General features: G+C 36.6%; 22 protein-coding genes. 17 read left to right on the top strand and 5 right to left on the bottom strand.

The annotated features are described in order from the left end of the window. Window positions 1-54: 54 nt before the first annotated feature. Window positions 55-393 (bottom strand): YgaP family membrane protein, encoded by a 339-nt coding sequence (locus NSQ59_RS24915; RefSeq protein ID WP_437177122.1) that lies wholly within the window; start codon window positions 391-393, stop codon window positions 55-57. A 115-nt stretch (window positions 394-508) separates the two neighbouring features. Here NSQ59_RS24915 and NSQ59_RS24910 point away from each other — a divergent pair, with 115 nt between their 5' ends. The 8 genes from NSQ59_RS24910 to NSQ59_RS24875 all read left to right on the top strand — a co-directional run bounded on the left by NSQ59_RS24910 (window position 509) and on the right by NSQ59_RS24875 (window position 9804). Then, window positions 509-2251 carry an adenine deaminase C-terminal domain-containing protein gene (locus tag NSQ59_RS24910; protein ID WP_055741723.1) on the top strand — a complete coding sequence of 581 codons (1743 nt, stop codon included), beginning with the start codon at window positions 509-511 and terminating at the stop codon, window positions 2249-2251. Between the two features lie 189 nt (window positions 2252-2440). Next, entirely contained in the window at window positions 2441-3478 is a 1038-nt protein-coding gene (locus tag NSQ59_RS24905; RefSeq protein WP_055741724.1) for a DUF3048 domain-containing protein, read from the top strand. A 21-nt stretch (window positions 3479-3499) separates the two neighbouring features. Next, window positions 3500-3811 (top strand): YerC/YecD family TrpR-related protein, encoded by a 312-nt coding sequence (locus NSQ59_RS24900; RefSeq protein ID WP_055741725.1) that lies wholly within the window; start codon window positions 3500-3502, stop codon window positions 3809-3811. 613 nt (window positions 3812-4424) lie between these two features. Next, a complete protein-coding gene (gene ltrA / locus NSQ59_RS24895) occupies window positions 4425-5684 on the top strand; it encodes a group II intron reverse transcriptase/maturase (RefSeq protein ID WP_055737770.1) in 1260 nt (419 codons plus the stop codon). Between the two features lie 349 nt (window positions 5685-6033). Continuing rightward, window positions 6034-6984 carry an ABC transporter permease gene (locus NSQ59_RS24890; protein ID WP_055741726.1) on the top strand — a complete coding sequence of 317 codons (951 nt, stop codon included), beginning with the start codon at window positions 6034-6036 and terminating at the stop codon, window positions 6982-6984. Further along, window positions 6977-7924, top strand: coding sequence for an iron chelate uptake ABC transporter family permease subunit (locus NSQ59_RS24885; RefSeq protein WP_055741727.1), 948 nt, complete (start codon window positions 6977-6979; stop codon window positions 7922-7924). Before NSQ59_RS24890 ends, NSQ59_RS24885 begins: the two co-directional genes overlap by 8 nt. Then, complete coding sequence (locus NSQ59_RS24880) at window positions 7921-8679, top strand: iron ABC transporter ATP-binding protein (RefSeq protein WP_055741728.1); 759 nt, start codon at window positions 7921-7923, stop codon at window positions 8677-8679. The genes NSQ59_RS24885 and NSQ59_RS24880 overlap by 4 nt, the downstream gene beginning before the upstream one ends. Before the next feature lie 177 nt (window positions 8680-8856). After that, window positions 8857-9804, top strand: coding sequence for a siderophore ABC transporter substrate-binding protein (locus NSQ59_RS24875; RefSeq protein WP_055741729.1), 948 nt, complete (start codon window positions 8857-8859; stop codon window positions 9802-9804). 660 nt (window positions 9805-10464) lie between these two features. Here the strand turns inward: NSQ59_RS24875 and katA are convergent. Beyond that, on the bottom strand, window positions 10465-11916 hold the full coding sequence (katA, locus tag NSQ59_RS24870; RefSeq protein WP_055741730.1) for a catalase KatA: 1452 nt from the start codon (window positions 11914-11916) through the stop codon (window positions 10465-10467). Between the two features lie 362 nt (window positions 11917-12278). On the opposite strand from katA, the gene NSQ59_RS24865 reads away from it, so the two are divergent. From NSQ59_RS24865 to NSQ59_RS24850, 4 genes are read left to right on the top strand one after another with little or no spacing between them, the layout of a single operon-like run. Further along, the gene (locus NSQ59_RS24865; protein ID WP_055741731.1) at window positions 12279-12842 is read left to right on the top strand and encodes a 2-phosphosulfolactate phosphatase; all 564 of its coding nucleotides are present in this window, start codon (window positions 12279-12281) and stop codon (window positions 12840-12842) included. A gap of 1 nt (window position 12843) precedes the next feature. Then, window positions 12844-13701 carry a phosphotransferase gene (locus NSQ59_RS24860; protein ID WP_055741732.1) on the top strand — a complete coding sequence of 286 codons (858 nt, stop codon included), beginning with the start codon at window positions 12844-12846 and terminating at the stop codon, window positions 13699-13701. Further along, the gene (locus tag NSQ59_RS24855) at window positions 13701-14306 is read left to right on the top strand and encodes a GNAT family N-acetyltransferase (RefSeq protein ID WP_055741733.1); all 606 of its coding nucleotides are present in this window, start codon (window positions 13701-13703) and stop codon (window positions 14304-14306) included. Before NSQ59_RS24860 ends, NSQ59_RS24855 begins: the two co-directional genes overlap by 1 nt. An 11-nt stretch (window positions 14307-14317) precedes the next feature. Further along, window positions 14318-14722 carry a hypothetical protein gene (locus tag NSQ59_RS24850; protein WP_055741734.1) on the top strand — a complete coding sequence of 135 codons (405 nt, stop codon included), beginning with the start codon at window positions 14318-14320 and terminating at the stop codon, window positions 14720-14722. Between the two features lie 25 nt (window positions 14723-14747). Here the strand turns inward: NSQ59_RS24850 and NSQ59_RS24845 are convergent, their stop codons facing one another. From NSQ59_RS24845 to NSQ59_RS24835, 3 genes are all read right to left on the bottom strand, one after another. Further along, entirely contained in the window at window positions 14748-14930 is a 183-nt protein-coding gene (locus NSQ59_RS24845; protein ID WP_055741735.1) for a hypothetical protein, read from the bottom strand. An 11-nt stretch (window positions 14931-14941) separates the two neighbouring features. Next, the gene (locus NSQ59_RS24840) at window positions 14942-16207 is read right to left on the bottom strand and encodes a helix-turn-helix domain-containing protein (RefSeq protein ID WP_055741736.1); all 1266 of its coding nucleotides are present in this window, start codon (window positions 16205-16207) and stop codon (window positions 14942-14944) included. 177 nt (window positions 16208-16384) lie between these two features. Further along, window positions 16385-16510 carry a hypothetical protein gene (locus NSQ59_RS24835; protein ID WP_268888408.1) on the bottom strand — a complete coding sequence of 42 codons (126 nt, stop codon included), beginning with the start codon at window positions 16508-16510 and terminating at the stop codon, window positions 16385-16387. 347 nt (window positions 16511-16857) lie between these two features. Between NSQ59_RS24835 and NSQ59_RS24830 the strand changes: the two genes are divergently transcribed. The 5 genes from NSQ59_RS24830 to aceB all read left to right on the top strand — a co-directional run bounded on the left by NSQ59_RS24830 (window position 16858) and on the right by aceB (window position 25132). Continuing rightward, on the top strand, window positions 16858-17547 hold the full coding sequence (locus tag NSQ59_RS24830; RefSeq protein WP_055741737.1) for a heptaprenylglyceryl phosphate synthase: 690 nt from the start codon (window positions 16858-16860) through the stop codon (window positions 17545-17547). Between the two features lie 57 nt (window positions 17548-17604). Beyond that, window positions 17605-19818 carry a DNA helicase PcrA gene (gene pcrA / locus NSQ59_RS24825; protein ID WP_055741738.1) on the top strand — a complete coding sequence of 738 codons (2214 nt, stop codon included), beginning with the start codon at window positions 17605-17607 and terminating at the stop codon, window positions 19816-19818. 29 nt (window positions 19819-19847) lie between these two features. Further along, complete coding sequence (ligA, locus tag NSQ59_RS24820) at window positions 19848-21854, top strand: NAD-dependent DNA ligase LigA (RefSeq protein ID WP_055741739.1); 2007 nt, start codon at window positions 19848-19850, stop codon at window positions 21852-21854. A gap of 233 nt (window positions 21855-22087) precedes the next feature. Beyond that, entirely contained in the window at window positions 22088-23236 is a 1149-nt protein-coding gene (locus NSQ59_RS24815; RefSeq protein WP_055741740.1) for a CamS family sex pheromone protein, read from the top strand. 303 nt (window positions 23237-23539) lie between these two features. Next, complete coding sequence (aceB, locus tag NSQ59_RS24810; protein ID WP_055741741.1) at window positions 23540-25132, top strand: malate synthase A; 1593 nt, start codon at window positions 23540-23542, stop codon at window positions 25130-25132. The last annotated feature ends 9 nt before the right edge of the window (window positions 25133-25141 follow it).

The following is a 25141-nucleotide window of genomic DNA, read 5'->3' as shown; positions in this document are numbered from 1 at the left end:
ACCGGGTAAAATAAGTCACCCGGTTTATTTCTAACTATATTTTAGAGAAAGTTTTTACTCTAATGCATTCTTTAATGAATCAGCAAGTTCCGGTGGAATATTTGGCTGATCCTGCTTTTTATTTTCCTGTTTATTTTGTGAAGGCTGCACATTTTGTTGCTGGCCGTTAGCCTGTCCCATCATCCCTTGCCCCTTCTGAAACAGTTCGGTAACAGGGCAATAGCGTACAATTCCTTCTGCAACCTTCATAGCTCCTATAATAATCATAATTAAATAGGAGTTACACCAAGGTTTTCTGGATAATTTTGCTGTAAAAAAGGCAACCATCGTAAGCCCGCAGGTTATACGAATTAGAGCGTTAATGATTCCAATATTAGGAGAAGTTTTCATCATTCACACACCTTCACAAATTTTTTACATTTTTTTTCAAAACTTTAATGCGTTAAACGGTTTAATATGTTAACATATTAACAAATAGAGAGACGATCTCCCTAGGGAGGAATACTTAATGTTAGATCAACGTTATCGATGGAAAAACAAGCAGATTCGTGACCATGTTGCAATTGTAAGCGGACACAAATCACCGACATTGCTTTTAAAAAATGCACGTTTTCTTCATTCCATTCTTCGTAAATGGATAGTAGGAAACATATGGATTCACGATGACCGTATTGTATATGCAGGAGATAAAATGCCTGATAATATTCATGATTGTGAAGTAATGGACTGCAAAGGACTTACACTAGTTCCAGGATATATAGAACCACATGTTCATCCGTTTCAATTATATAATCCCCAAACATTTGCGAGGTATGCATCTCAAACAGGGACAACCACAATTATTAATGATAATATTATGTTAGTTTTATTATCAGGAAAAAAGAAAGCGTTTTCTTTATTGAAACAATTGAGACATTCACCAGTTTCCATGTATTGGTGGAGTCGTTTTGATTCTCAAACGGAATTGCGCGAAGAGGAAACGGTATTTTCCCACAGTGAAGTGAAATCATGGTTAGAACATGATGCAGTTCTTCAAGGGGGAGAATTGACAGGATGGCCAAAGCTTTTAGATGGGGATGATTTAATCCTTCACTGGATACAAGAAGCGAAAAGAATGAGGAAAAGAATTGAAGGTCATTTTCCTGGTGCTTCAGAAAAAACACTTGCTAAAATGATGTTATTTGGTGCTGATTGTGATCATGAAGCAATGACGGGTAAAGAAGTGTATGATCGTTTATTACAAGGTTTTACAGTTTCTTTAAGACATTCCTCTATCAGACCGGATCTTCCAGTGCTTTTAAAAGAAATGAATGAGCTTGGAATTAACCAATATCAATCGATGTTTTTTAATACGGATGGGTCAACACCGGCATTTTATGAAGACGGCATCCTTGATATGACGATTCGCATGGCTTTAGAGAATGGAATCCCGACAATTGATGCTTATCACATGGCTTCTTATAATGTAGCCAGATATTATAATATTGAGCATTTACACGGCATGATTGCAACGGGTAGGGTTGCTAGCATTAATTTTCTTGAAAGTGAAATGAATCCTACACCGATTCATGTTCTTTCAAAAGGAATATGGCTGAAAAAAGATGGGGCGGCCACCGTACAGGATCAATATATTAATTGGGATGAGGCAGGTTTTCCACCGTTAGAGTTAAATTGGAAATTAGATCATGATGATTTACAATTTTCGATGCCTTTTGGTATTGAAATGGTGAATGATGTAATAACAAAGCCTTATTCTGTAACATATGATGTGTCAGTAGATGAGCTACCCACTGACCATAACGAAAGTTTTCTCGTCCTGCTTGATCGTAAAGGAGAATGGAGAACTAACACCATAGTAAAAGGCTTTGCCGATAAAGTTATGGGATTTGCCTCATCGTTTTCTAATACAGGCGACATCATATTAATCGGGAAAAATAAAGAGGATATGGCTATTGCCTTTAATCGCATGAAGGAAATTGGCGGGGGAATTGTGTTAGTTGAAAATGGAGAAGTGATTCACGAAATCCCATTGACATTAGCAGGGGTAATGTCTGATAAGGATATGGAAACACTTATTGAAGAAGAAAAGCAATTAAAAAATCTGCTTAAGGAACGCGGATATCCTTTTGGGGATCCAGTCTATTCATTACTGTTTTTTTCAGCTACGCATTTGCCGTATATCCGAATTACACAACAAGGCATTTACGACGTGATGAATAAAACAGTACTCTTTCCGACTATAATGCGTTAAAATATTAAAGTGATTGTCATAAGGCTATTTTCTTATTGAGAATCTTGAGGGTTTTCTTATTTTATTCAAGCACGATATCTTTTTTAAGCAAAGATGCCCCGAAACGTAACCTTAATACGGTTTTAAAATACGAAAAGCAACTATTTAACGAAAACAGTCTTATATACCAAAGGGGTTGGGCATAGAATAATGCACAAAAAGTTGTATATGTTTGCTGTTATATTGTTATTAGCTCTATCAGGATGTGCTCATAAGGAAAAAACGGTCCATAATGAGCCCAATAAACCTCCTGAAAGCGGGGAAGTTTCCGAAAATGAAAAGGAATCATTGCCAAAGTATTCCTACCCGTTAACTGGAGCAGAAGCAAAAGAGCCTTCTGAAAATCGTTCTGTAGCGGTCATGATTAATAATTACCCGGCAGCAAGACCACAATCAGGACTGGCAGAAGCGGATATTGTGTATGAAGTATTGGCAGAAGGCGATATTACAAGATTTTTGGCTATCTATCAAAGCGAAAAGCCGAAAAGAATCGGCCCAGTCAGAAGTGCCAGGGATTATTTTATCCATTTGGCAAAAGGGTATAGCAGTCTTTATATTGCTCATGGATATAGTCCGGAGGCACGTAAAATGCTTTCCTCTGGATATATCGATAATATTAATGGGATGCAATATGATGGAACACTATTTAAACGTTCTAGTGACCGGAAACCGCCGCATAATTCTTATATCTCTTATGAGAATATTTTAAAAGGTGCTAAGTTAAAGCATTACCAGATGAACACTCCACCGAGTGGCTTGGACTTTATGAATGCTGCTGAAACAATGCAAGTACATGGACAGGATGCCAAAAACGTTAGAATTCACTATTCGCATGAACCATTATTTAATGTGGAATATGAGTACAATGCAGATTCAGAAAAATATAAGCGGTTTTCCGGAGGCGAGCAAACGGCTGACCTCGAATCAAAAAGACCCGTACTTTTAGATAATTTATTTATTGTGGAAACAAAACACAAGGTTATTGATGGAAAAGGACGCCGCGATATAAACCTAACATCTGGCGGTAAAGCGTATCTATTCCAAAAGGGAAAGTATCGTGAGGTAGAATGGCGAAATATAGATGGTCGTATTCTTCCATTTGAGAATGGTGAAAAAGTGAAATTTGTACCAGGAAAAACATGGATTAATATTGTGCCGAACTTAAATATAGTTGGAATTGACAAGTAATAGATAGAAGGAGATTACAATATGCAAATTGAAAAATTAAGGGGAAAAGCGTTAGATCAATTATTTCAATCCATATTATCATTAAAAGATGTCGAAGAATGTTATCGATTTTTTGATGATCTTTGTACGATAAATGAAATTCAAGCACTTGCACAACGCCTGGAAGTTGCAAGAATGCTTCAGGAAAAAAAGACGTATCATGTAATTGAAAAAGAAACTGGTGCCAGTACAGCAACCATTTCACGTGTAAAAAGATGCTTGAATTATGGAAATGATTCCTATCAAATGGTGTTAGATAGGATTAAAGAAAAGGAATCAGATGTTTCACAGTAAATGAATAATAGCTTATGAGAAGGAGTGGATGCTATGTCACTCCTTTTTTATTGTGCGCCCGGCATGGGTGTAGTCTCTAGGGTGAAAGTCCCGAACTGTGAAGGCAGAAGTAGCAGTTAGCTTAACGCAAGGGTGTCCGTGGTGACGCGGAATCTGAAGGAAGCGAGCGGCAAACTTCCGGTCTGAGGAACACGAACTTCATACAAGGCTAGGTATCATTGGATGAGTTTGCAATACAAAACAAAGTCCTTTCTGCCGAAGGTGATACAAAGTAAATGAAGCAGATAGATGGAAGGAAAGATTGCACTCTTACCCGGGGAGGTCTGGTTGATACGCCAAGTACACTTGGTAACCTATCTAGTAATGGATAGCTGAACAATCAGAAGTCAGCCGAAGTCGTAGTACTTGGTTTGCTCGAGAGAATCAAGGAAGGACTGAACCATTTTAGGAGAACAAACACTCGGCAAACGGTTCTTTATGTATGAAAGCAGAAAATTCTTACGGAACCTACCTGAAAGGAAGAAATGGTGAATTCCATGGGGGACTTCGGGAGGGCTTAGTAAAGAACCCACTTAATGAGAATGTATTGTTCACGTAGAAAGGATAAATCTCAATGTTAATGGAACGAATGCTGTCACGGGAAAATCTTTTATTGGCATTAAAGCGAGTAGAAAAGAACAAAGGAAGTCATGGAGTAGACAATATGTCCGTAAAAGACCTACGAAGACATATTCTCGAAACGTGGGATACACTTAAAACATCCTTAATGGAGGGTACTTATCAACCTTCTCCTGTCCGTCGGGTTGAAATCCCAAAACCGAACGGTGGAGTAAGGTTATTAGGTATCCCAACCGTGACAGACCGTTTCATCCAACAGGCGATTACTCAGATTTTAACCCCTATCTTCGACCCGACTTTTTCAACACAGAGCTATGGTTTTCGACCAAACAAACGAGGTCATGACGGTGTTAGACAAGCGAAGAAATATATCGAAGAGGGATACCGATGGGTAGTCGACATGGACTTGGAGAAATTCTTTGATAAAGTCAATCATGATAGATTAATGCGGACTCTATCCAAAAGGATTCAAGACAGAACGCTCCTATCACTAATTCGGAAGTATCTACAGTCTGGCATTATGATTAATGGAGTCATAACGAAATCCGAGGAGGGTACGCCCCAAGGTGGACCATTAAGTCCTTTACTCTCCAATATCGTTCTAGATGAACTAGACAAAGAGTTAGAAAAGAGAGGGCACAAGTTTGTCCGATACGCAGATGATTGTAATATCTACGTAAAATCGAGAAGAGCCGGAGAGCGAGTAATGGACTCGATTACTACTTTCATTGAATTTACTCTAAAACTAAAGGTGAATCGAGAAAAGTCAGCTGTAGACAGACCTTGGAAAAGAAAGTTTTTAGGTTTTAGCTTCACATTTCATAAGAAACCGAAGGTGCGGATGTCAAACCAAAGTATTCAACGTGTCAAGAAACGGATACGAGAATTAACTTCAAGGTCAAAACCAATTCCAATGGATTATAGAATAGAGAAGCTGAATCAATATTTGATTGGCTGGTGCGGATATTATGCATTAGCAGATACACCCACTATTTTCAAAGAATTAGACGAATGGATTAGAAGGCGTCTCAGAATGTGCCAATGGAAAGAATGGAAGAAACCAAAAACCAAAGTAAGAAAACTCATTGGATTAGGGATTCCAAAAGAGAAGGCATACGAATGGGGAAACTCTAGAAAGAAATATTGGAGAATAGCCAGAAGCCCAATCCTACAGAAAACCCTCACAAACTCCTATTGGGAGATGCGAGGGCTGAAGAGTCTTTATGTGAGATATTCTCAACTACGTCAGACATAAATGGAACCGCCGTATACGGAACCGTACGTACGGTGGTGTGAGAGGTCGGGGGTTAGTCACCTCCTCCTACTCGATTGGATTTAATATTATCCCTTATTTCATCCGGATCTTGCTTTTACAGCCTTAAATATTTGAAAGGGACTTTCATATCAAAAAAAAGTTGACATAAATACTTTAAATAGTTAATAATATAATTGAAAATGAATCTCAATATCAATAAGACTGGAAGAGTGAATCCAATTTTGAGGTATTCATTTTTTTAATAATTATAGTTGATAATGAATCTCATTATCATAATTTGTCTACATAACTCTAATCATCTTCAAAAAGAGAAAAGTAGGTTTTTTATATGAAAAAGATAGTTTTAATTATCTTATTTGTTGTATTATCTATCGTTTCCTTATTTGTTGGAGTAAAGGGTATTACACCCTTTGAACTCTTTCATCTAAATGAGGAACAACAAGATATATTTTTTATTAGCAGGTTCCCTCGATTAATAAGTATTATTATCGCAGGTGTAAGCATGAGTATATGCGGGCTTATCATGCAGCAGCTTTCCCGCAATAAATTTGTGTCACCGACAACTGCGGGGACAATGGATTCGGCAAGATTAGGAATTCTTGTTTCTCTAATTTTATTTTCCTCTGCAACCATGCTTACGAAAATCATCATTGCATCGATATTTGCTTTAGTTGGAACTTTCTTGTTTATGAAGATATTAGACAATATTAAGTTCAAGGATGCGATTTTTATTCCTTTAGTAGGTTTGATGTTCGGAAATATTATTAGTTCCATCACTACCTTTTTCGCTTATAAACATGATTTGATTCAAAGCATCTCAGCCTGGCTTCAAGGCGATTTTTCCATGGTGATGTCAGGAAGATATGAAATGATCTATATTAGTGTTCCGCTTGTCATCATTGCCTATCTTTTTGCGAACAAATTTACCCTTGCAGGAATGGGAGAAGATTTCTCTACTAATCTGGGTTTAAATTACCGACTTGTCGTAAATATTGGATTAATCATCGTTGCGTTGTCCACAGCTGCTGTTTTACTTACGGTAGGAACCATTCCTTTTCTTGGTTTAATCGTTCCAAACATTGTCTCCCTATACAATGGTGATAACCTGAAAAAAAACTTATTTCAAACCGCCTTACTTGGAGCGGACTTCTTGCTGTTTTGCGATATATTAGGCCGTATCATTATTTATCCATACGAAATTCCAATCGGCTTAACAGTAGGAGTAATAGGAAGCGCTATTTTCCTTTACTTATTAATAAGGAGAAGGGCTTATGCGTAATAAAATTAAATTAACTATATTAGCCGCAATTACTATTGCTTTAATTTTGATCTTTTTGTTTACAGATATCGGAAACTATTGGGAGTATGTGGTGCCGAGGCGGGCAATTAAGATACTGGCAATTATTTTAACAGGTGCTTCCATTGCGTTTTCAACAGTTGTTTTTCAAACAATCACGAATAACAGAATTCTGACGCCGAGTATTATTGGGCTGGATTCTCTTTATATGTTAATCCAAACCTTTTTAATATTTGTATTTGGTGCAACAAGCGGAATCGTCATGAATAAAAATCTTAACTTCCTTATTTGTGTAGTATTAATGATCTTATTTGCAGGGCTTCTATATAAGTTTCTTTTTAAAAAAGAAGGTAAGAATATTTATTTTCTCCTGCTAGTTGGATTGGTAATGGGAACTTTATTCCAAAGCTTCTCATCCTTTATGCAAGTCATTATTGACCCAAATGATTATATGGTCATTCAGGATCGAATGTTTGCAAGCTTCAATAATATTAATACGGATTTATTAACGTTGTCTATCGTATTAATTGCAATCATTTCCATCTACTTTGTGAAATTTATTAAATATCTTGATGTGCTCTCGCTAGGAAGAGAAGAAGCGATTAATCTCGGGGTTGACTATGATTATGTTGTGAAAAGACTCTTAATCATTGTTGCAATTCTAATTTCCATTTCCACTGCATTAGTTGGACCAATTACCTTTTTAGGGTTGCTTGTTGCGAATGTATCCTACCAATTTTTAAATACTTATCGTCATTCTTACTTAATAACGGGTGCAGTTTTTATTAGTATTATTGCACTGGTAGGCGGTTTGTTGATTGTAGAGAGAGTATTTACATTTTCAACCACTTTGAGTGTGATCATTAATTTTATCGGCGGTGTTTATTTTATCTATTTACTGTTAAGGGGGAGTAAGGCGTGATTACAATCCAAAATGTTTCTAAAAGGTACGGGAATAAAAGTGTAGTAAACGATGTTAATTTAACGATCGAAGAAGGTAAAATTACCTCTTTTATTGGACCTAATGGAGCGGGAAAGAGTACTCTTTTGTCCATGGTGAGTCGTCTTATTCCAAAAGATTCGGGTGAAATTATAGTAGATGGCAAAGAAATTAGTAAATGGAAGCCAAATGAGCTTGCCAAAAAACTTTCTATCTTAAAGCAATCCAATCATATCAATATTCGTTTGACCGTAAGAGAACTCGTTTCTTTTGGGCGTTTTCCTTATTCAAAAGGGAAATTAACAAAGGAAGACTGGAAATATGTAGACGAGGCAATTACCTATATGGAGCTTGAATCCATCCAAGACAAATTTTTGGATCAGCTAAGCGGCGGACAGCAGCAAAGGGCATATATTGCCATGGTCATTGCACAGAACACGGAATATATTTTACTGGATGAACCACTAAATAATTTGGATATGAAGCATTCTGTACAAATTATGAAGGTGTTAAGAAGATTAACGGATGAGTTAGGAAAAACAGTTGTTATTGTTATCCATGATATCAATTTTGCTTCCTGTTATTCCGATCATGTCGTTGCTCTTAAAGATGGAACCGTAGTTCAAGATGGACCAACAGAGAATATAATTGATTCGTCTGTCTTAGGCGATATTTATGAAATTGATATTGCGATTCAAGAAATTAATGAAAATAAAATTTGTGTTTACTATGCATAAAGAAGTAGTTTTGAAATTTTAGGATATACTTTGTGATGATGCTAATCAAAGATAACAGAATGAGCGGAAGGTGCCCGTGTTCTGTTATCACACCTCGTATTGAGAATGAATTTCAATATCATCTAAATAGCGGTCACAATTAAATAAATAAATTTTAATAAAAGAGGGGTAATCATAATGAAAAGAAAATCAATCTTACTTTTTATAATCTCTATGTTTGCCATATTTGCGGCAGCATGTGGTTCTAATAATGCAGAAAAGAAAACGGTCAGTAAAGAAGATGTGATGGTGATTAAACATCAATTAGGAGAATCTAAAGTAACGAAAAATCCGAAAAAAGTAGTTGTATTTGATATGGGAACATTAGATACATTGGATAAACTAGGTCTAGGGGATCGAGTAGCAGGAGTTCCACAAGACAGTATCCCATCTTATCTAAAAAAATATAAAAGCTCCAAGTATAAAAATGTAGGAACCTTGAAAGAACCTGATTTTGAAGCAGTGAATGCCATTAAGCCAGATTTAATTATTATTTCTGGAAGACAGCAAGATTCATATGATAAGTTCCAAGAAATTGCCCCAACTATTTTCTTGGGAGTCGACAATAAAAAATATATGGAGTCATTCAAAGAAAACGTAACAACTATTGGTAAAATATTTGGGAAAGAAAATCAAGTGAAACAAGAACTAACAAATATTGATAACGATATTGCTAGCTTAAAAGAAAAGGCAAATACAAGTGATGCGAAGGCTTTAATTACGTTAACAACTGGTGGAAAGGTTACTGCATATGGACCAGCCTCAAGATTCGGGTTAATTCACGATGTATTTGGGATTAAAGCATCAACAGCTGACCTTAAAGCTGACCCTGTGCACGGACAAAATATTTCAATGGAGTTCATTTTAGAGAAAAACCCTGACATTCTTTACGTTATTGACCGTGACGCTGCCATTGGTGAGGGAAATAATGCGAAAGAAGTAATTGAAAATAGTTTAGTGAAGAAAACAAAAGCATATAAAAATGGCAAAATCATTTACCTTGACCCAGGCTACTGGTATTTATCAGGCGGAGGATTAGAATCTGTATCTGAAATGGTGAAAGAAGCTGCGAAAGGGTTAGAATAGAAATTCGAATTAAGGCATCCTTCGTTGGGTGCCTAATTTTGTTTTGTAGTATCGTGTAGCAAGGTTGATGCAAGAGCAAGGGGAAAGAAGGTAGTACAGTTGCCATTGAGGTGAATCGTGCCGGAAAATGAGAATGGATTGCGAGAACGGTAACGATCAGGGGCTGAATGTACCCGAAAATGGGCAAGGAACACGGGAACGGTAACAAACAGTGGATAAAAGTGCCTGATAATGAATCAACGGAACAATAAAACAGTAATAATTATTGATAATTCGCAACCATAAATGAGAAAGGAGGAATTCGGACGAATCTCTTTAAATTTCGATAATATTTTACCAATTAATAGTTTAATCAAACGTTTGTTTAAATTACCGAAAACCTAATAACTCACTAGATTTATAGTAATTATGCAGCGCAAGAGATGTTAAATATTGACGGATAAATAAAGCAACCCATCGAAAAAAATATAACAATTTACAAATTTCAACATGGAAAGTTTTTATCAAACGTTTGATTAAAACTAAAAAAACATTGTATATAAAACATTTCCCGAGCAATAATGCCTGCAAAAAAGGGAATTTATTGACCAATGAATTAAATAATTTTTCGACAAAATGAAAAGGTATCCGCATTCAAATGTGGATACCTTTCAAAATATATCAAACTAGTTGTGGTACTGACAATCCGAGACCCTCTGCGATACGAGTACCATATTCAGGGTCAGCTTTATAGAAATGTGCTATTTGACGAAGTTTAATTTCATCTTTTGTTACTGGCTTCATTGCTTCCACGATATTTTTAACAAGTCTTGTTTTTTCGTCCTTACTTAATAAACGGTATAGATCGCCAGCTTGTGTATAATGATCATTATGGTCATACGCTACACTATCCGCAACCCCTGAAACAGTGTAGGCAGCTTGCTTATCTTCTGCAGATTCTTTAGGGCCGCCAAAACTATTTGGTTCATAGTAAACGGAACCGCCGCCATTATTATCAAAACGCATTTGTCCATCACGTTGATAATTATTTACCTCATTTCGGGCACGGTTAATCGGTAGTAACTGATGATTAGCTCCAACACGATATCTATGTGCATCGTGATAAGCAAATAAACGTCCTTGCAGCATTTTGTCAGGGGAGACATCAATGCCCGGCACTAATGTTCCTGGTGAGAAGGTAGCTTGCTCCACTTCAGCAAAGTAGTTTTCAGGATTTTTGTTCAATACCATCCGACCTACTTCAATTAATGGATAATCCTTTTGAGACCAAACCTTTGTCACATCAAATGGATCAAAACGGTACGTATTGACATCTTCTAAAGGCATGATTTGAACATAAAGCTTCCATGCAGGGAAATCGCCTTTTTCAATCGCATTATAGAGATCCTCTGTATGATAGTCAGGATTTTCTCCTGCAAGTTTTGAGGCAACGTCTACTGCCAAGTTCTTCACACCTTGTTCTGTTTTGAAATGGTATTTAATCCAAACACCATCACCATCTGCATTTACCCATTTAAATGTATGACTTCCATATCCGTGCATATGACGGAAAGTTGCTGGAATACCACGGTCACTCATTAAAATCGTAACCTGATGCAAGGACTCAGGTGATAATGACCAGAAGTCCCAAACAGCATCTGGGTTCTTTAAGTGTGTAGCAGGATGTCTTTTTTGTGTATGAATGAAATCAGGAAACTTAATTGCATCACGAATGAAGAATACAGGTGTATTGTTTCCGACAATGTCATAGTTTCCATCTTCAGTATAAAACTTCACTGCAAATCCACGAGGATCACGTACAGTATCGGCAGATCCATTTTCACCCGCAACAGTAGAAAAGCGAATAAATAGTGGAGTCTTTTTCCCTACTTTTGATAAAAACTTTGCCTTTGTGTATTTCGTTACATCATTGGTTACTTCAAAATATCCGTGTGCCCCTGCACCTTTTGCATGAACAACTCGCTCAGGTACCCTTTCTCTGTTAAAATGGGCAAGTTTCTCAAGTAAATGAACATCCTGTATTAATGTTGGCCCACGTGATCCAGCGGTCAATGAATTTTGATTATCTCCAACCGGTGCTCCCCAACTAGTAGTAAGTTTATTTGTACTCATGTTAAAATCACCTCTTCAGATTTTTATAGCTTACTATCATTATAACTATAATAAATTAAAAATCAATATTTATTTAAAATAATTATAAACAAATATTAATTGTAAGTATAAAGACTTAATAAAGATAGGGGTTGACCTCCTATATATTTATTAAGCTTGTAATCAAAATATGATTCGAAAATGAAATTTGTAGTTGAAAAAATAGTTCATTTATTGATAATACCCATAATTTTTTTGTGCGTAACATTTTTTATTTTTTTCGATTCCGCATTTTATAGAAATGGTATAATTTTTAAAAGACTTAGATATTGAGTGAGGTGAAATCATTTGTTTGATCAATCTCCTTTTCAATGTAGGATGGAATGGGGCGCACGAGGTGCAAGAGAAGCGGCAGAACGGAATCGGTGAAGCTTGGTAATCCAACCCTTTCACCTGTTACCTTCAATCAAACTCACAAACACAAAAAATATGTTTTATGTTCTTTGAATGGTGCTCTTTGCTCATGGGTTGCCGCGAAAGTTCCTGCGCTCTTAATTGGCAGCCTATTGAATGCCTCCTCCGTCGCGACTTACGCTAGTAAGCTACAATCACAAACTAATACGGATATTACAGTAATCTCATGTGGAGAGCAGTGGGAAGATGTTTTCGATAGGGAAAATAAGCTGCGGCCTGCTATGGAGGATTATTTAGGGGCAGGGGCTATTTTATCTAAACTAAATGGAGAGAAATCTCCAGAGGCTGAGCTTTGTGCAAGTGCTTTTAAAAGTGTTGAAGAAAGAGTGCAAGATCTCATTTGGGATTGTGGAAGTGGAAGGGAATTAAGATTAAAGGGCTTTGAAAAAGATGTTCTCCATGCTGCTCAGATAGATGCTTTTAAGAATGTTCCTATTTTAACAGATTCCTATTTTATTAATGCAGAGGTGTAGGGTGGAATCGATTATAAAAGAATTGATTAAAAAAGGAATTATTGATAAAAATGTTTTAGATTTTAAGCTTTTTAATGGCGGAACATCCAGTCAAATAGGCTGCCTTCGGATGGAGGATGGCAAAAAAATTGTGGTGAAGTCTAATGTACCGAAAGTTTTAGAGGCAGAAATCTACTTTTTGAATTTTTATCAAGACGTTTCTCTTTTCCCAAAAATTATTTATGCAGATCCAGCATTTAAATATATTTTGTACACATATGTTGAGGGAGAGATGTCTGGAGACTTTCAAAGAAAAGATGCATTAAAGGATTTAGTTCATAAGGTTATTAACCATTACAAACCGGCAGAAACCCATAATATTTGGGGATTGATGGAGGAGCCTGTTAGTTCGTGGCAGGATTTTCTTTCAGCGGAGGTAGAGGTTGCGGATGAACGACTGTCCGCTATATTAAGCAAAGAGGATTATCGTCTTATTAAGTCTTTCGTTATGAATTCTAATCGAAATGAATTGGACACTCCTTATTTGCTTCATGGTGATTGTGGAGTTCATAATTTTTTATTTAAAAATAGTAACTTAATTGGAGTAATTGACCCGACTCCGATTATAGGTATGCCTATTTACGATTTAGTTTTTGCTTTTTGCTCCTCACCAATTGATTTATCTTGGGAAACGATAACAGAAGCAGCAGAGGAATTAAAATTTCCGATTATGGAAGAGAATTTGATTAAAGAAGTGATGATTGGATTATATATTCGTATTTCAAGATGCGTAGCCTATCATCCGAATGATTTACCTATGTACTTAAAAGCATGGAGTGAATGGAAAGAAATATTAAAGCGAAAAGGTGGAACATGCTGATGAATAACCTATTTGAAAAGCAACCAGTATTAGACCACAAACAATTGAGGTTATTACCGATGGAGGAAGTGCATGTAAAGGATTTGTTTGATATTAATGATCCGAGTGTATGGAATTATATGCTGCTGCAAGTGGATACTCTTGAAAAGATGCAAAATTGGGTCCATGCTGCATTGACGGGAAAAGTACATAACCAAATTTTACCTTATGTTGTACAGTTGAAGGAAACTGGAAAAATCGTAGGGACGACTCGAATTTATGGATTGGATTTTCAGAATCGTTCCTGTGAAATAGGATCAACCTGGTATGCACCTGAATTTCAAAGAAGCTTTGTTAACACAGCGTGTAAACTAACCCTGTTCCAATTTTGCTTTGAAGAACTTAACATGATCCGGGTACAGCTCAAAACCGATGAACGAAATGTACGATCCCAAAAAGCTATTGAAAGAATAGGGGCCAAAAAGGAAGGGATTCTGCGTAACGAAAGAATTTTAGAAAATGGATATATTAGAAATGCATGTGTATATTCCATTACTGCGGAGGAATGGCCAGGTGTGAAGAAGGGGTTGTTGGAGAAAGAGAAGTACTACGAAACACGATTATAGGGAGAATTTAAATGAAATTTTATATAGCTTCAAGTTTTCAAAATGTAGAGACGGTAAATGCCCTTTCTAGTAAACTTGTCGAAAATGGTTTCCAGCAAACTTATGATTGGACCCAAAATGAAAAATCTGTAGGAATAGAAGAACTTAAGGAAATTGCGATAAAAGAGAAAGAAGCTGTTATGGAATGTGAACTCTTTATTCTCCTTTTGCCGGGCGGGAAGGGAAGTCATACAGAGTTGGGAATTGCCTTGGGCTCTGGTGTAAAGAGTATCTACATATTTGCTCCGCATTCTGAAAATAAAAAGGACAGTTTAGCAACGACGTTTTATCATTTACCGGAAGTGCAGATATTTTGCGGGTCGATGGGGGAGTTTGTGGATAAGATTTTAAAGATTTTGGATAATAAAAAAAGATAACCATGAAGTTATCTTTTTTTATTAATCATAGTTCAACTGAAAAAGCGGAGGCACTATAAGTAGAGAAAAGACGTGGTTCTTTTTCACCGATTGCTACATTTTTAGTATCTGAACTCTTATCATTATTATTTTGCAAAGTTTGAGATGTAACGAATGCTCCACTCATAAGTAATGCACCTATCCCTAATGATAATATAATTTTTTTCATGATTTACCCTCCTAAATATGCGTGATTTGTTTATATGAGAAGTTGACAAGCTTATAATATTTGGTAGCATTTTTATATTTATGTAAATTTTCAAAATGGCTTGCTAAAAACTCTGCATATACTGTCAACTTTGCATAATCCTTTTGTTCCTCTAAATAGGGAATAAATTCTTCGACCATCATTTTCTCAAATTTTTCGTGTTGTTCTTCAATCATATATAAAAATGCTCTTATTTCGTGATAAAACATTACATGTTTATCTTTACCATCTAAATCAATCCATTTGAGACCTTCAGAAATTCTTTGTTTAGCTTCTTTAAAATAACCATTTTGGTAATATTCTTTAACTATAGTAGTTAGGGCCGAAAGACGGTCTTCTAATAATGATTCGTCTTCATTGATAATCATATCTAAATGATCAATTGCTAAATTAGTATCACCTTGTACGGAATACAAATAGCCAAGATTTAAGTGTGTTAATTGAATAATATCTTTATTATTTGTATGCTCAGCTAATTGTTTAGCTAATTGGTAATTTTTTATTGCCTTTTCATGATTGTGAATGCGTCTATAGGAAATACCCAGTATCAAATGGCATTCTGCACAACGTGAAAAATGATAAATCTGTCTATATAAGTCCAAAGCTTTATATGCGGCTCTTAATGCTAACGATGTAATCCTTAACTTACTATATGTTAGTGCTAATGAGTATTCCAAATCAGCATTTTCTTCTTCGGAAACATCAAGATGTGCTATAAAATCTTCAGATAAAGTATAAAATTTAAGAGCCTCATTATAATCTTCTTTTAAATAATAGTAGTTCCCATTAAATTTATTCCAAAAATACTTTTGCTCAGTTGTAAAAGTATTGCTGAAATCTTTTAAATGATTAATTTGTTCAAATGCAGGATCTAGTTTTCCTAGTTTTAAATAGTATCTTATCAAATGAATTTTTAATAGAATTTGCAATTCAACATCTTCTATAGTATTAGTTAATTCATTTATAATGTTATACTTCTCTTTTAACTTCTCAACATCAGTACATGACAATAGCAATCGAAACCATTCGTGACATAGTGCTTTTGTTTCGTCATCGATTTGTCTGTTAATTTCTATGCCCAGCCTTAGGCAAAGGAGTTTGATGACTTCGTCGTTTGGTTCGATTTTACCGTTTTCAATTTTTGATAGGTATGAAATTGATATGATTCCTTCGGCTAGCTCTTCTTGCGTCAAGTTTTGTTTGATTCGATTCAATTTAATAATTGCACCAATGTTCATATATTAACCACCTAGAATATATTATAGCTTAAATATTATTTAAAGTGGTAATAATAAGAAAATTCCCGAGAGAAATTATTTATTTTTCATTTAAATGCTATGCAGGGAATGATATTATTCCCTGCATATGAGAAGATTGTTTCTATTAATGATAAGTAATTTAGTCTGTGTCAAAGGTCATACTGATACTTTCACTTTTTGAAGATTTGAATCTTTTTTATCATTCAGCAGAATATCAATTTTGTAAATTAAGGAATCAATGTCTCTTTTTGTAATCTTCGTTGGGGTCTTTTTCTTACGCATTATAACTCCTCCTTACAAATTTTTTTGCTGGGTATAACTTCTTATTGTTATCATAACACACTTTATAGGACAATTAACTTGGGAAAATAACATGAAATATAGAGCAAAAAATACTCATTTTCTTTCAAGTTTTCCTAAATGAAACACAAAAATCAAGAAAATAGATGACATTTTTCCTATGATTTAATGAAAGTGTAAAAAAATTAATGCAACTGTAACTTCGGTCGTATATATTTTTGCATTTTTCAATAAATGGCGTAGCCCAAATGTCTTGCGGAAAATCTTTTTTGTAGCATATAACAAATGCTATAATGTTGTATGGAATATAGGAATGGAGGATACGCTCGATGTACGACGTTCGCGAATGGCGACACGCCTTTAAGTTGGATCCTAATAAGGAAATTTCCGATAAAGATTTAGAAAAAATATGTGAATCCGGTACAAATGCCGTTATTATTGGAGGAACAGATGGTGTAACATTGGAAAATGTTCTACATTTAATGGCGCGAGTGCGGAGATACACAGTTCCATGTGTGTTGGAAATTTCTAACTTTGAATCTATTACACCTGGTTTTGACCTATATTTTATCCCATCCGTCCTAAATAGTGAAAATGTGAAATGGGTAACTGGTTTGCATCACGAAGCAGTGAAGGAATACGGAGAGTTAATGAACTGGGACGAGATATTGGTAGAAGGCTATTGTATTTTAAACAGTGACTGTAAAGCTGCAAAGCTCACGCAATCGAATACAAATTTAAGTGTAGAAGACGTAGAAGGATATGCTATGATGGCAGAAAATTTATTTAAGATGCCTATCTTCTATTTAGAATATAGCGGTTCTTACGGAGATGTAGAGGTAGTAAAAGCCGCAAAAGGCCACTTAACAAATACTAAATTGTTTTATGGCGGCGGTATTGTGTCCGAGGAGCAAGCTAAAGAAATGAGCAAGTATGCAGATGTCATTGTAGTTGGTAATATTATTTATGAGGATTTAAATCAAGCTTTAAGAACAGTGCAAGTAGTAAATGAAATATAGACTTTATTGGTTTAAAAAATATATAATAAGAACAAATGTTCTGGTGGTGAATAAGCAATGCAATTTCTAAAAGATCGCCTGCTTTCTGGATTAAATCCTGAGCAACAAGAAGCGGTGAAAACAACGGACGGCCCCCTTTTAATTATGGCAGGTGCGGGAAGTGGTAAAACACGTGTGTTAACTCATCGTGTCGCTTATTTAATGGTGGAAAAGGGAGTCAATCCTTATAATATCTTGGCTATTACCTTCACCAATAAGGCTGCACGTGAGATGAAGGAACGGATTGAAAAAATTATGGGTGGTGCAGCAGAAGAAGTTTGGATATCCACTTTTCACTCTATGTGTGTAAGAATTCTGAGACGAGATATTGATCGGATTGGGATAAATCGCAATTTTACCATTTTAGATCCTACCGATCAGCAATCAGTTATTAAGGGGATTTTGAAGGATAAAAATATTGATCCGAAAAAATTCGAGCCTCGGGCTATTCTTGGTACCATAAGCAGTGCAAAAAATGAATTAGTAACTCCTGAGGAGTATTCGAAGCTTGTTGGGGGTTTTTACGAACAAGTTGTGAGTGACGTTTACGAAGAGTATCAAAGACGTCTCCGCAAAAATCAAGCGCTTGACTTTGATGATCTCATTATGATGACGATTCATCTATTTCAGCGTGTGCCGGAAACATTGGAATTTTATCAGAGAAAATTTCAATACATTCATGTAGATGAGTATCAAGATACAAATAGGGCTCAATATATGCTTGTTAAAATGCTCGCATCCCGATTCCAAAACATTTGTGTCGTTGGGGATTCAGACCAATCCATCTATCGCTGGCGCGGTGCAGACATCGCGAATATCCTCTCTTTTGAGAAAGATTATCCTCGTGCAAAGGTTATCATGCTTGAGCAAAATTACCGTTCTACCAAGAGAATTCTTCATGCAGCAAATGAAGTAATTAAAAATAATGCAAACAGAAAACCGAAAAAATTATGGACGGAAAACGCCGAAGGGCAAAAAATCAGCTATTACCGAGCAGACAGTGAACAATCCGAAGCACAATTTGTGGCGGGGAAAATTAAAGAAATGGTGGATTCAGGAGATCGTAAATTCTCCGACATCGCGATTCTTTACCGTACAAACGCCCAATCACGTGTAATGGAAGAGGTTTTACTGAAATCTAATATTGATTATCACATTGTTGGCGGAATTAAATTCTATGATCGTAAAGAGATTAAGGATATTCTTGCTTACTTGCGTCTAGTGGCTAACCCAGATGATGATATTAGCTTACAGCGGGTCATCAATGTACCAAAGCGCGGAATTGGTTCTACCTCACTAGATAAAATTGCTCGTTATGCTGCAGATAATGATATTTCTATTTATGCAGCATTGAAGGAAATTGATTTTATAGGCGTAAGCCCGAAAATTGCCAAAGCTGCATATGAGTTCTATGAATTAATCAGAAACTATACTCAAATGCAGGAATATTTATCGGTTACGGAACTTGTAGACGAAATTTTAGATAAATCTGGCTACCGCGAAATGCTAAAAGCGGAAAAATCATTAGAAGCACAAAGCAGACTTGAAAATATCGATGAATTTTTATCCGTTACCAAAAGCTTTGAGGAAGGCAGTGAGGATAAAAGCTTAGTTGCTTTTTTAACAGATCTTGCATTAGTGGCAGATATTGATCGGTTAGATGAAAAAGAAGAAAACAACAATGATGCGATTGTTTTAATGACATTACATTCAGCAAAGGGATTGGAATTCCCAGTTGTCTTTTTAATTGGACTCGAGGAAGGGGTTTTTCCGCATAGCCGTTCTTTAATGGAAGAGGCTGAGATGGAAGAGGAAAGACGCCTTGCTTATGTAGGAATTACCCGTGCAGAACAAGAATTATTTTTAACCAATGCCGCTATGCGAACATTGTTTGGCCGGACAAATATGAACCCTGTTTCCCGATTTATTAACGAAATTCCGGAAGATCTTCTTGAAGGCTTGAATAAAGAAGTAAAACCACAAACTAGCCCATTCGGCTCCGGGCAAAAAAGACCTGTCAGTCGTCCGGTGTCACGACCAATTCCAACAAGTACTGGTGCAAATGATTTGGAATGGAAGGTTGGCGATAAGGCTGAGCATAAGAAATGGGGAATTGGAACGGTTGTCAGTGTGAAAGGCAAAGATAAATCGATAGAGCTTGATATTGCTTTTCCGAGTCCTGTCGGTATCAAACGATTACTCGCAGAATTTGCGCCAATTCAAAAAGTATAATATTGGAATGATGACAAGGGGCTGTAGCTATGGATAAACAAACTGCGGAGCAGCAGGTAAAGGAACTTCATCGTCTCTTAACTCAATATAATTATGAGTATCATGTGTTGGACAACCCATCAGTTCCTGATGCGGAATATGATCGTCTTATGAGAGAACTGCTTGAAATTGAAAAAGCGTTCCCTGATTTAGTAACTCCTGATTCGCCTTCACAGCGGGTAGGTGGTGAGATTCTTTCCGCCTTTGATAAGGTAGTACATCAAATCCCGATGCTAAGTCTTGGAAATGCCTTTAATGAGGGGGATCTCCGTGACTTTGACCGCCGTGTAAAACAAACCGTTGGGGACGATGTGGAGTATGTATGTGAATTGAAAATCGATGGGCTGGCTATTTCTCTTAGGTATGAACAAGGCTTATTTCGTCAAGGGTCTACAAGGGGCGATGGAACGATAGGAGAGGATATTACTTCCAATCTTAGAACGATACGCTCGATTCCTCTCCGTCTTCATGAACCAATGTCGATTGAAGTTCGTGGTGAGGCATATATGCCAAAGAAATCCTTTGAAAATTTAAATCGACAAAAGGAAGAGAACGGAGAAGAGCCATTTGCAAACCCAAGAAATGCAGCAGCAGGTTCTTTAAGGCAACTTGATCCGAAAATAGCAGCATCAAGAAATTTAGATATTTTCTTATATGCAATTGGCGATTTCACAGAAACAGGTGTGACAACTCATAGCAATGGGTTGGATCTTTTGGAGAAGCTTGGGTTCAAAGTGAATAAAGAACGAGAAAAGTGTTCCAATATTGATGAGGTCATCGAATATGTGAAAAAGTGGACAGAAAGGCGTCCTAATCTTCCGTATGAAATTGATGGAATTGTTATCAAAGTAAACTCTCTAGAACAGCAGCAAGAGCTTGGAACTACTGCAAAAAGTCCGAGATGGGCAATTGCCTACAAATTCCCAGCTGAAGAAGTAGTAACAAAGCTGCTCGATATAGAATTAAGTGTGGGAAGAACCGGTGTTATTACACCAACAGCGATTCTTGAGCCAGTGAAAGTAGCAGGAACAACGGTAAAACGCGCATCTCTTCATAATGAAGATTTAATTCGTGAAAAAGATATCATGCTCGGCGATCATGTTGTGGTCAAAAAAGCAGGCGATATCATCCCTGAAGTAGTGAATGTTCTAGCAGAACGCAGAACAGGTGAGGAAAGGCAGTTTTCTATGCCAACACATTGTCCGGAATGTGAAAGTGAGTTAGTGCGTTTAGAAGGAGAAGTGGCATTACGCTGCATTAATCCGAAGTGTCCTGCTCAAATCCGGGAAGGCCTAATTCATTTTGTTTCACGAGATGCAATGAACATAGATGGATTAGGGGAAAAGGTTATTAGTCAGTTATTTAGCCATGAATTAATTCAGGACGTGGCAGATATTTATGGTTTACAAAAGGATCAGCTCCTTGCATTAGAAAGAATGGGAGAGAAATCCGTTACAAACCTACTTGATGCGATTGAAAAGTCCAAAGAAAATTCATTGGAAAGACTGTTATTTGGATTGGGGATTCGCCATGTTGGAGCAAAAGCTGCTAAAACACTGGCCCAGCGTTTTGATACGTTGGATCAATTAATGTCTGCAACCAAGGAAGAACTGACAGGTGTTCAGGATATCGGAGAAAAAATGGCTGACTCCATCTACACGTATTTTGAAAACGAGGATGCTCGTGAATTAATAGATGAATTAAAGGCTGCTGGTTTAAATATGACCTATCTAGGGCCAAAACCAGTTGATGCTAAAAATATTGATTCCAGTTTAGCGGGAAAAACGGTCGTATTAACCGGAAAACTGGAAAAGATGAACCGTAATGAAGCGAAGGAAAAGCTTGAAGCCCTGGGTGCCAGTGTTACTGGAAGTGTCAGCAAGAAAACGGATATTGTTATCGCAGGCGTTGATGCCGGGTCAAAATTAGCGAAGGCAGAGGAACTTGGTATAGAAATTTGGGACGAAGAAAAAATGCTGCAAGAATTTGGGCAGTGAGTTGAAACATTTCTTATGCTAAAGTAGTCTTAATAAGAGGATAAGAAAGTATAAAATTTTTAATCATATAAGATATTTAACAAGTTAAGTCTATGTCTAGCTCTAGGTGAAATTTGCACTTCCATTTCAATAGCGCCTATGGCTAGCGGATTTCTAAATAGTTTTATACTACTTTGCAAAATAGAAAATAAGTGTGAACGGGCACTTATTTATGAAATAAAGGTGGCATTTTCATGAAAAAGTGGTTACCGGTGCTCCTAACTGTCATTTTAACGGCGGGTTGTGCGCCCCATTTTAGTAAGCAGGATCAAATTGTACAAAAGAAAAACGATAAAAAGGAAACAGCGATAGTTCCAAATTATCAAATTTCCAATCAATATTACCGAACTATTCTTCCATTTAAGCCAAGTAAATCAAGAGGACTAACGGTAAGCAATTTAAATACTCGCTATGATATAGATGAGTTTGAAACAGGTCTAATGCGTGTGGCTCAGAAACAATATTCACCAAATGATTATTTGTTTCAGGAAGGCCAATATTTAGATAAGAATACAGTTGTTTCTTGGCTTAATCGGAAATATACAGCTAGTCAATTAAAAGCGCAAAAATTAAAGCCGGCCGATAATCTTGGATTAAATCCAGTTGCAAGCGGCAAGGATGCTGCAAGTACACCAATTTACTTAGCACATATTTTAGAACAGGATTATTTAATTAAGAGTAATAAAAATACAGTTAAGCTTGGTGGAGTAGTAATTGGACTTGCCTTGAATTCTGTCTACTATTATCAAAAACAGCAATATGGTGCTACTTATGATAAAACGATTAGCCATGCGCAAGTAGCGAGTCATGGAAAAAGTATTGCTCAGGAAGTAATTAAAAGGCTTCGCAATATTAGTGGATTGAAAAATGTACCAATTACAATTGCTCTATATGAGCAAAAGGGAACAGATTCTGTCGTTCCTGGGAACTTTTTTGCCTATACAACGGTATCTAATGGAAGCACATCTATCGATAATTGGAAAACGGTAAATGAAAAGTATTACTTGTTTCCATCAGATCAAGCGACGAAGGATTATCGTGATGACTCTCAATCATTTAGTAATTTTAAAGACGATGTGGAAAAATACTTTCCAAATTATAATGGTGTAGTTGGCCGTGGACTGTATGAAGATGGGCAATTAACGAAATTAAACATCGAAATCCCGATGCAGTTTTACGGACAATCTGAAGTAGTTGGCTTTACCCAGTATGTTGCTGGAATAGTAAGTGACTTTCCAGATCATATATCTTTAGAGATTAGTGTAACTTCCGTAAATGGTCCAAAAGCACTTATTGTCCGAGAACCGGGTGAGAAAGAACCATTTGTTCATATTTACGATTAGTAAGAAAGCTGCTGACAATAAATTGTCGGCAGCTTTTATTATTGTCTAGGGAAAACATTGTGTGTTGAAAGGGAATCAAGAGGGATTTGTGCCTAAATCAGGGGGGATTTACTGTGATGGAATGTTAAATTAAGCGAGCAGTTTCGCTTATCAATTGTAAAGGAACTTGGCCGTTTAGTAATCTCGATAAATGTCGAAAGAACACGAGCGAAAATATAGAAATAAAGGTTCCTTTTTTGATTTTCTGTTATATAATACATTTAAGTTTAATAGTCTGTATTATAACATGTAAGAGGTGATGAAATGAGCACACAAACAAGCGGAATAACAGTAATAGGGCAAATGAAGCCTGGGTTTGAACAAATACTTACTCCGGCAGCATTGCATTTTATTGAACAGCTTGAAAGACATTTTGGTGAAAAAAGAAGGAGACTGTTACAGTACAGAATACAAAGACAAAAGGAAATCGATCAAGGAACCCTTCCTCACTTTTTGCCGGAAACAAAGCATATTCGTGAGGGGGAATGGACAATTTCGCCATTGCCAGATGATTTGCGAGATCGCCGCGTGGAAATTACCGGCCCTGTTGACCGTAAAATGGTTATTAATGCACTAAACTCCGGAGCGAATGTATTCATGGCATGCTTTGAAGATGCAACATCACCTACTTGGGACAATGTAGTTGAAGGACAAATTAATTTAAATGATGCTGTAAATAAGACGATATCCTATGAAGGTCAAAATGGGAAAAAATATGAATTGAATAAGAAAATAGCTGTATTAGTAGTTCGACCGCGCGGATGGCATCTGGAGGAAAAACATGTGCTAATCGATGGAAAGCCGATTTCCGCAAGTCTTTTTGACTTTGGTTTATATTTTTTTCATAATGCTGCCCGTCTGACACAAAATGGAACGGGGCCATATTTTTATTTACCAAAACTGGAAGGTCACCTCGAAGCAAGGCTTTGGAATGATATTTTCTCCTTTTCGCAAAAATATATTGGAATTCCAAAAGGAACGATTAAAGCGACTGTATTAATTGAAACCATTATGGCTGCATTTGAAATGGATGAGATTTTATATGAATTGAAGGATCATTCAGCGGGTTTAAATTGCGGGCGTTGGGACTATATTTTCAGTTTTATCAAGAGACTGCGGAATCATGAAAATGTGATTTTACCGGATCGATATTTTGTAACCATGACCGTTCCGTTTATGAGGTCGTATTCACTATTAACCATTCAAACCTGTCATCGCAGGAAAGCACCTGCTATTGGCGGAATGGCAGCGCAAATTCCGGTGAAAAATGATCAGAGGAAAAATGAGGAAGCATTTGCAAAGGTAAGAGCGGATAAAGAAAGAGAAGCACGCGACGGTCACGACGGAACTTGGGTGGCACATCCGGGGCTAGTACCTATTGCAATGGAAGTCTTCAATCGCGAAATGCCGACACCAAACCAGATCCATACATCGAAACAGCAGCATATTCAAATCAAAGAATCTGATTTATTAGAAATTCCTGGTGGAGTCATTACAGAGGAGGGAGTAAGGCAAAACATAAGTGTCGGAATTCGATATATCGAATCATGGTTGAGTGGAAAGGGCGCGGCACCTCTTGACCATTTAATGGAGGATGCGGCAACAGCAGAAATTTCCCGAGCACAAGTTTGGCAATGGATACGTCATCCGAAAGGTGTTTTAGAGGATGGACGGAAAATAACGATGGAAATGTATCAGGAATTAAAAGCAGAAGAGTTAGAAAAAATTCACTGTGTTGTTGGTGAAAAAGAGTATAGAACTAGACGATATGAAGAAGCTGTGCATTTATTTGATAGGCTAATCCAGGATGGGAATTTTATAGAGTTTTTAACATTACCAGGTTACGAGATTTTGTGAGGAGGATGG

Origin of the sequence: Margalitia sp. FSL K6-0131 (genome assembly GCF_038008735.1) — a bacterium.
GTDB lineage: Bacteria > Bacillota > Bacilli > Bacillales > Bacillaceae_C > Margalitia > Margalitia shackletonii.
The sequence above is the reverse complement of the archived record's forward strand: the minus strand, read 5'-3'. Positions and strand labels throughout refer to the sequence as shown.

Excerpts from the sequence above, each read along its gene's own strand:
- NSQ59_RS24875 (WP_055741729.1), top strand. The coding sequence starts at position 8,857 with ATGAAAAGAAAATCAATCTTACTTTTTATAATCTCTATGTTTGCCATA.
- NSQ59_RS24850 (WP_055741734.1), top strand. The coding sequence starts at position 14,318 with ATGAAATTTTATATAGCTTCAAGTTTTCAAAATGTAGAGACGGTAAAT.
- NSQ59_RS24885 (WP_055741727.1), top strand. The coding sequence starts at position 6,977 with ATGCGTAATAAAATTAAATTAACTATATTAGCCGCAATTACTATTGCT.
- ltrA (WP_055737770.1), top strand. The coding sequence starts at position 4,425 with ATGTTAATGGAACGAATGCTGTCACGGGAAAATCTTTTATTGGCATTA.
- katA (WP_055741730.1), bottom strand. The coding sequence starts at position 11,916 with ATGAGTACAAATAAACTTACTACTAGTTGGGGAGCACCGGTTGGAGAT.
- NSQ59_RS24815 (WP_055741740.1), top strand. The coding sequence starts at position 22,088 with ATGAAAAAGTGGTTACCGGTGCTCCTAACTGTCATTTTAACGGCGGGT.
- NSQ59_RS24865 (WP_055741731.1), top strand. The coding sequence starts at position 12,279 with ATGGGGCGCACGAGGTGCAAGAGAAGCGGCAGAACGGAATCGGTGAAG.
- aceB (WP_055741741.1), top strand. The coding sequence starts at position 23,540 with ATGAGCACACAAACAAGCGGAATAACAGTAATAGGGCAAATGAAGCCT.
- NSQ59_RS24840 (WP_055741736.1), bottom strand. The coding sequence starts at position 16,207 with ATGAACATTGGTGCAATTATTAAATTGAATCGAATCAAACAAAACTTG.
- pcrA (WP_055741738.1), top strand. The coding sequence starts at position 17,605 with ATGCAATTTCTAAAAGATCGCCTGCTTTCTGGATTAAATCCTGAGCAA.
- NSQ59_RS24855 (WP_055741733.1), top strand. The coding sequence starts at position 13,701 with ATGAATAACCTATTTGAAAAGCAACCAGTATTAGACCACAAACAATTG.
- NSQ59_RS24905 (WP_055741724.1), top strand. The coding sequence starts at position 2,441 with ATGCACAAAAAGTTGTATATGTTTGCTGTTATATTGTTATTAGCTCTA.
- NSQ59_RS24910 (WP_055741723.1), top strand. The coding sequence starts at position 509 with ATGTTAGATCAACGTTATCGATGGAAAAACAAGCAGATTCGTGACCAT.
- NSQ59_RS24915 (WP_437177122.1), bottom strand. The coding sequence starts at position 393 with ATGATGAAAACTTCTCCTAATATTGGAATCATTAACGCTCTAATTCGT.
- ligA (WP_055741739.1), top strand. The coding sequence starts at position 19,848 with ATGGATAAACAAACTGCGGAGCAGCAGGTAAAGGAACTTCATCGTCTC.
- NSQ59_RS24890 (WP_055741726.1), top strand. The coding sequence starts at position 6,034 with ATGAAAAAGATAGTTTTAATTATCTTATTTGTTGTATTATCTATCGTT.
- NSQ59_RS24835 (WP_268888408.1), bottom strand. The coding sequence starts at position 16,510 with ATGCGTAAGAAAAAGACCCCAACGAAGATTACAAAAAGAGACATTGAT.
- NSQ59_RS24900 (WP_055741725.1), top strand. The coding sequence starts at position 3,500 with ATGCAAATTGAAAAATTAAGGGGAAAAGCGTTAGATCAATTATTTCAA.
- NSQ59_RS24845 (WP_055741735.1), bottom strand. The coding sequence starts at position 14,930 with ATGAAAAAAATTATATTATCATTAGGGATAGGTGCATTACTTATGAGT.
- NSQ59_RS24830 (WP_055741737.1), top strand. The coding sequence starts at position 16,858 with ATGTACGACGTTCGCGAATGGCGACACGCCTTTAAGTTGGATCCTAAT.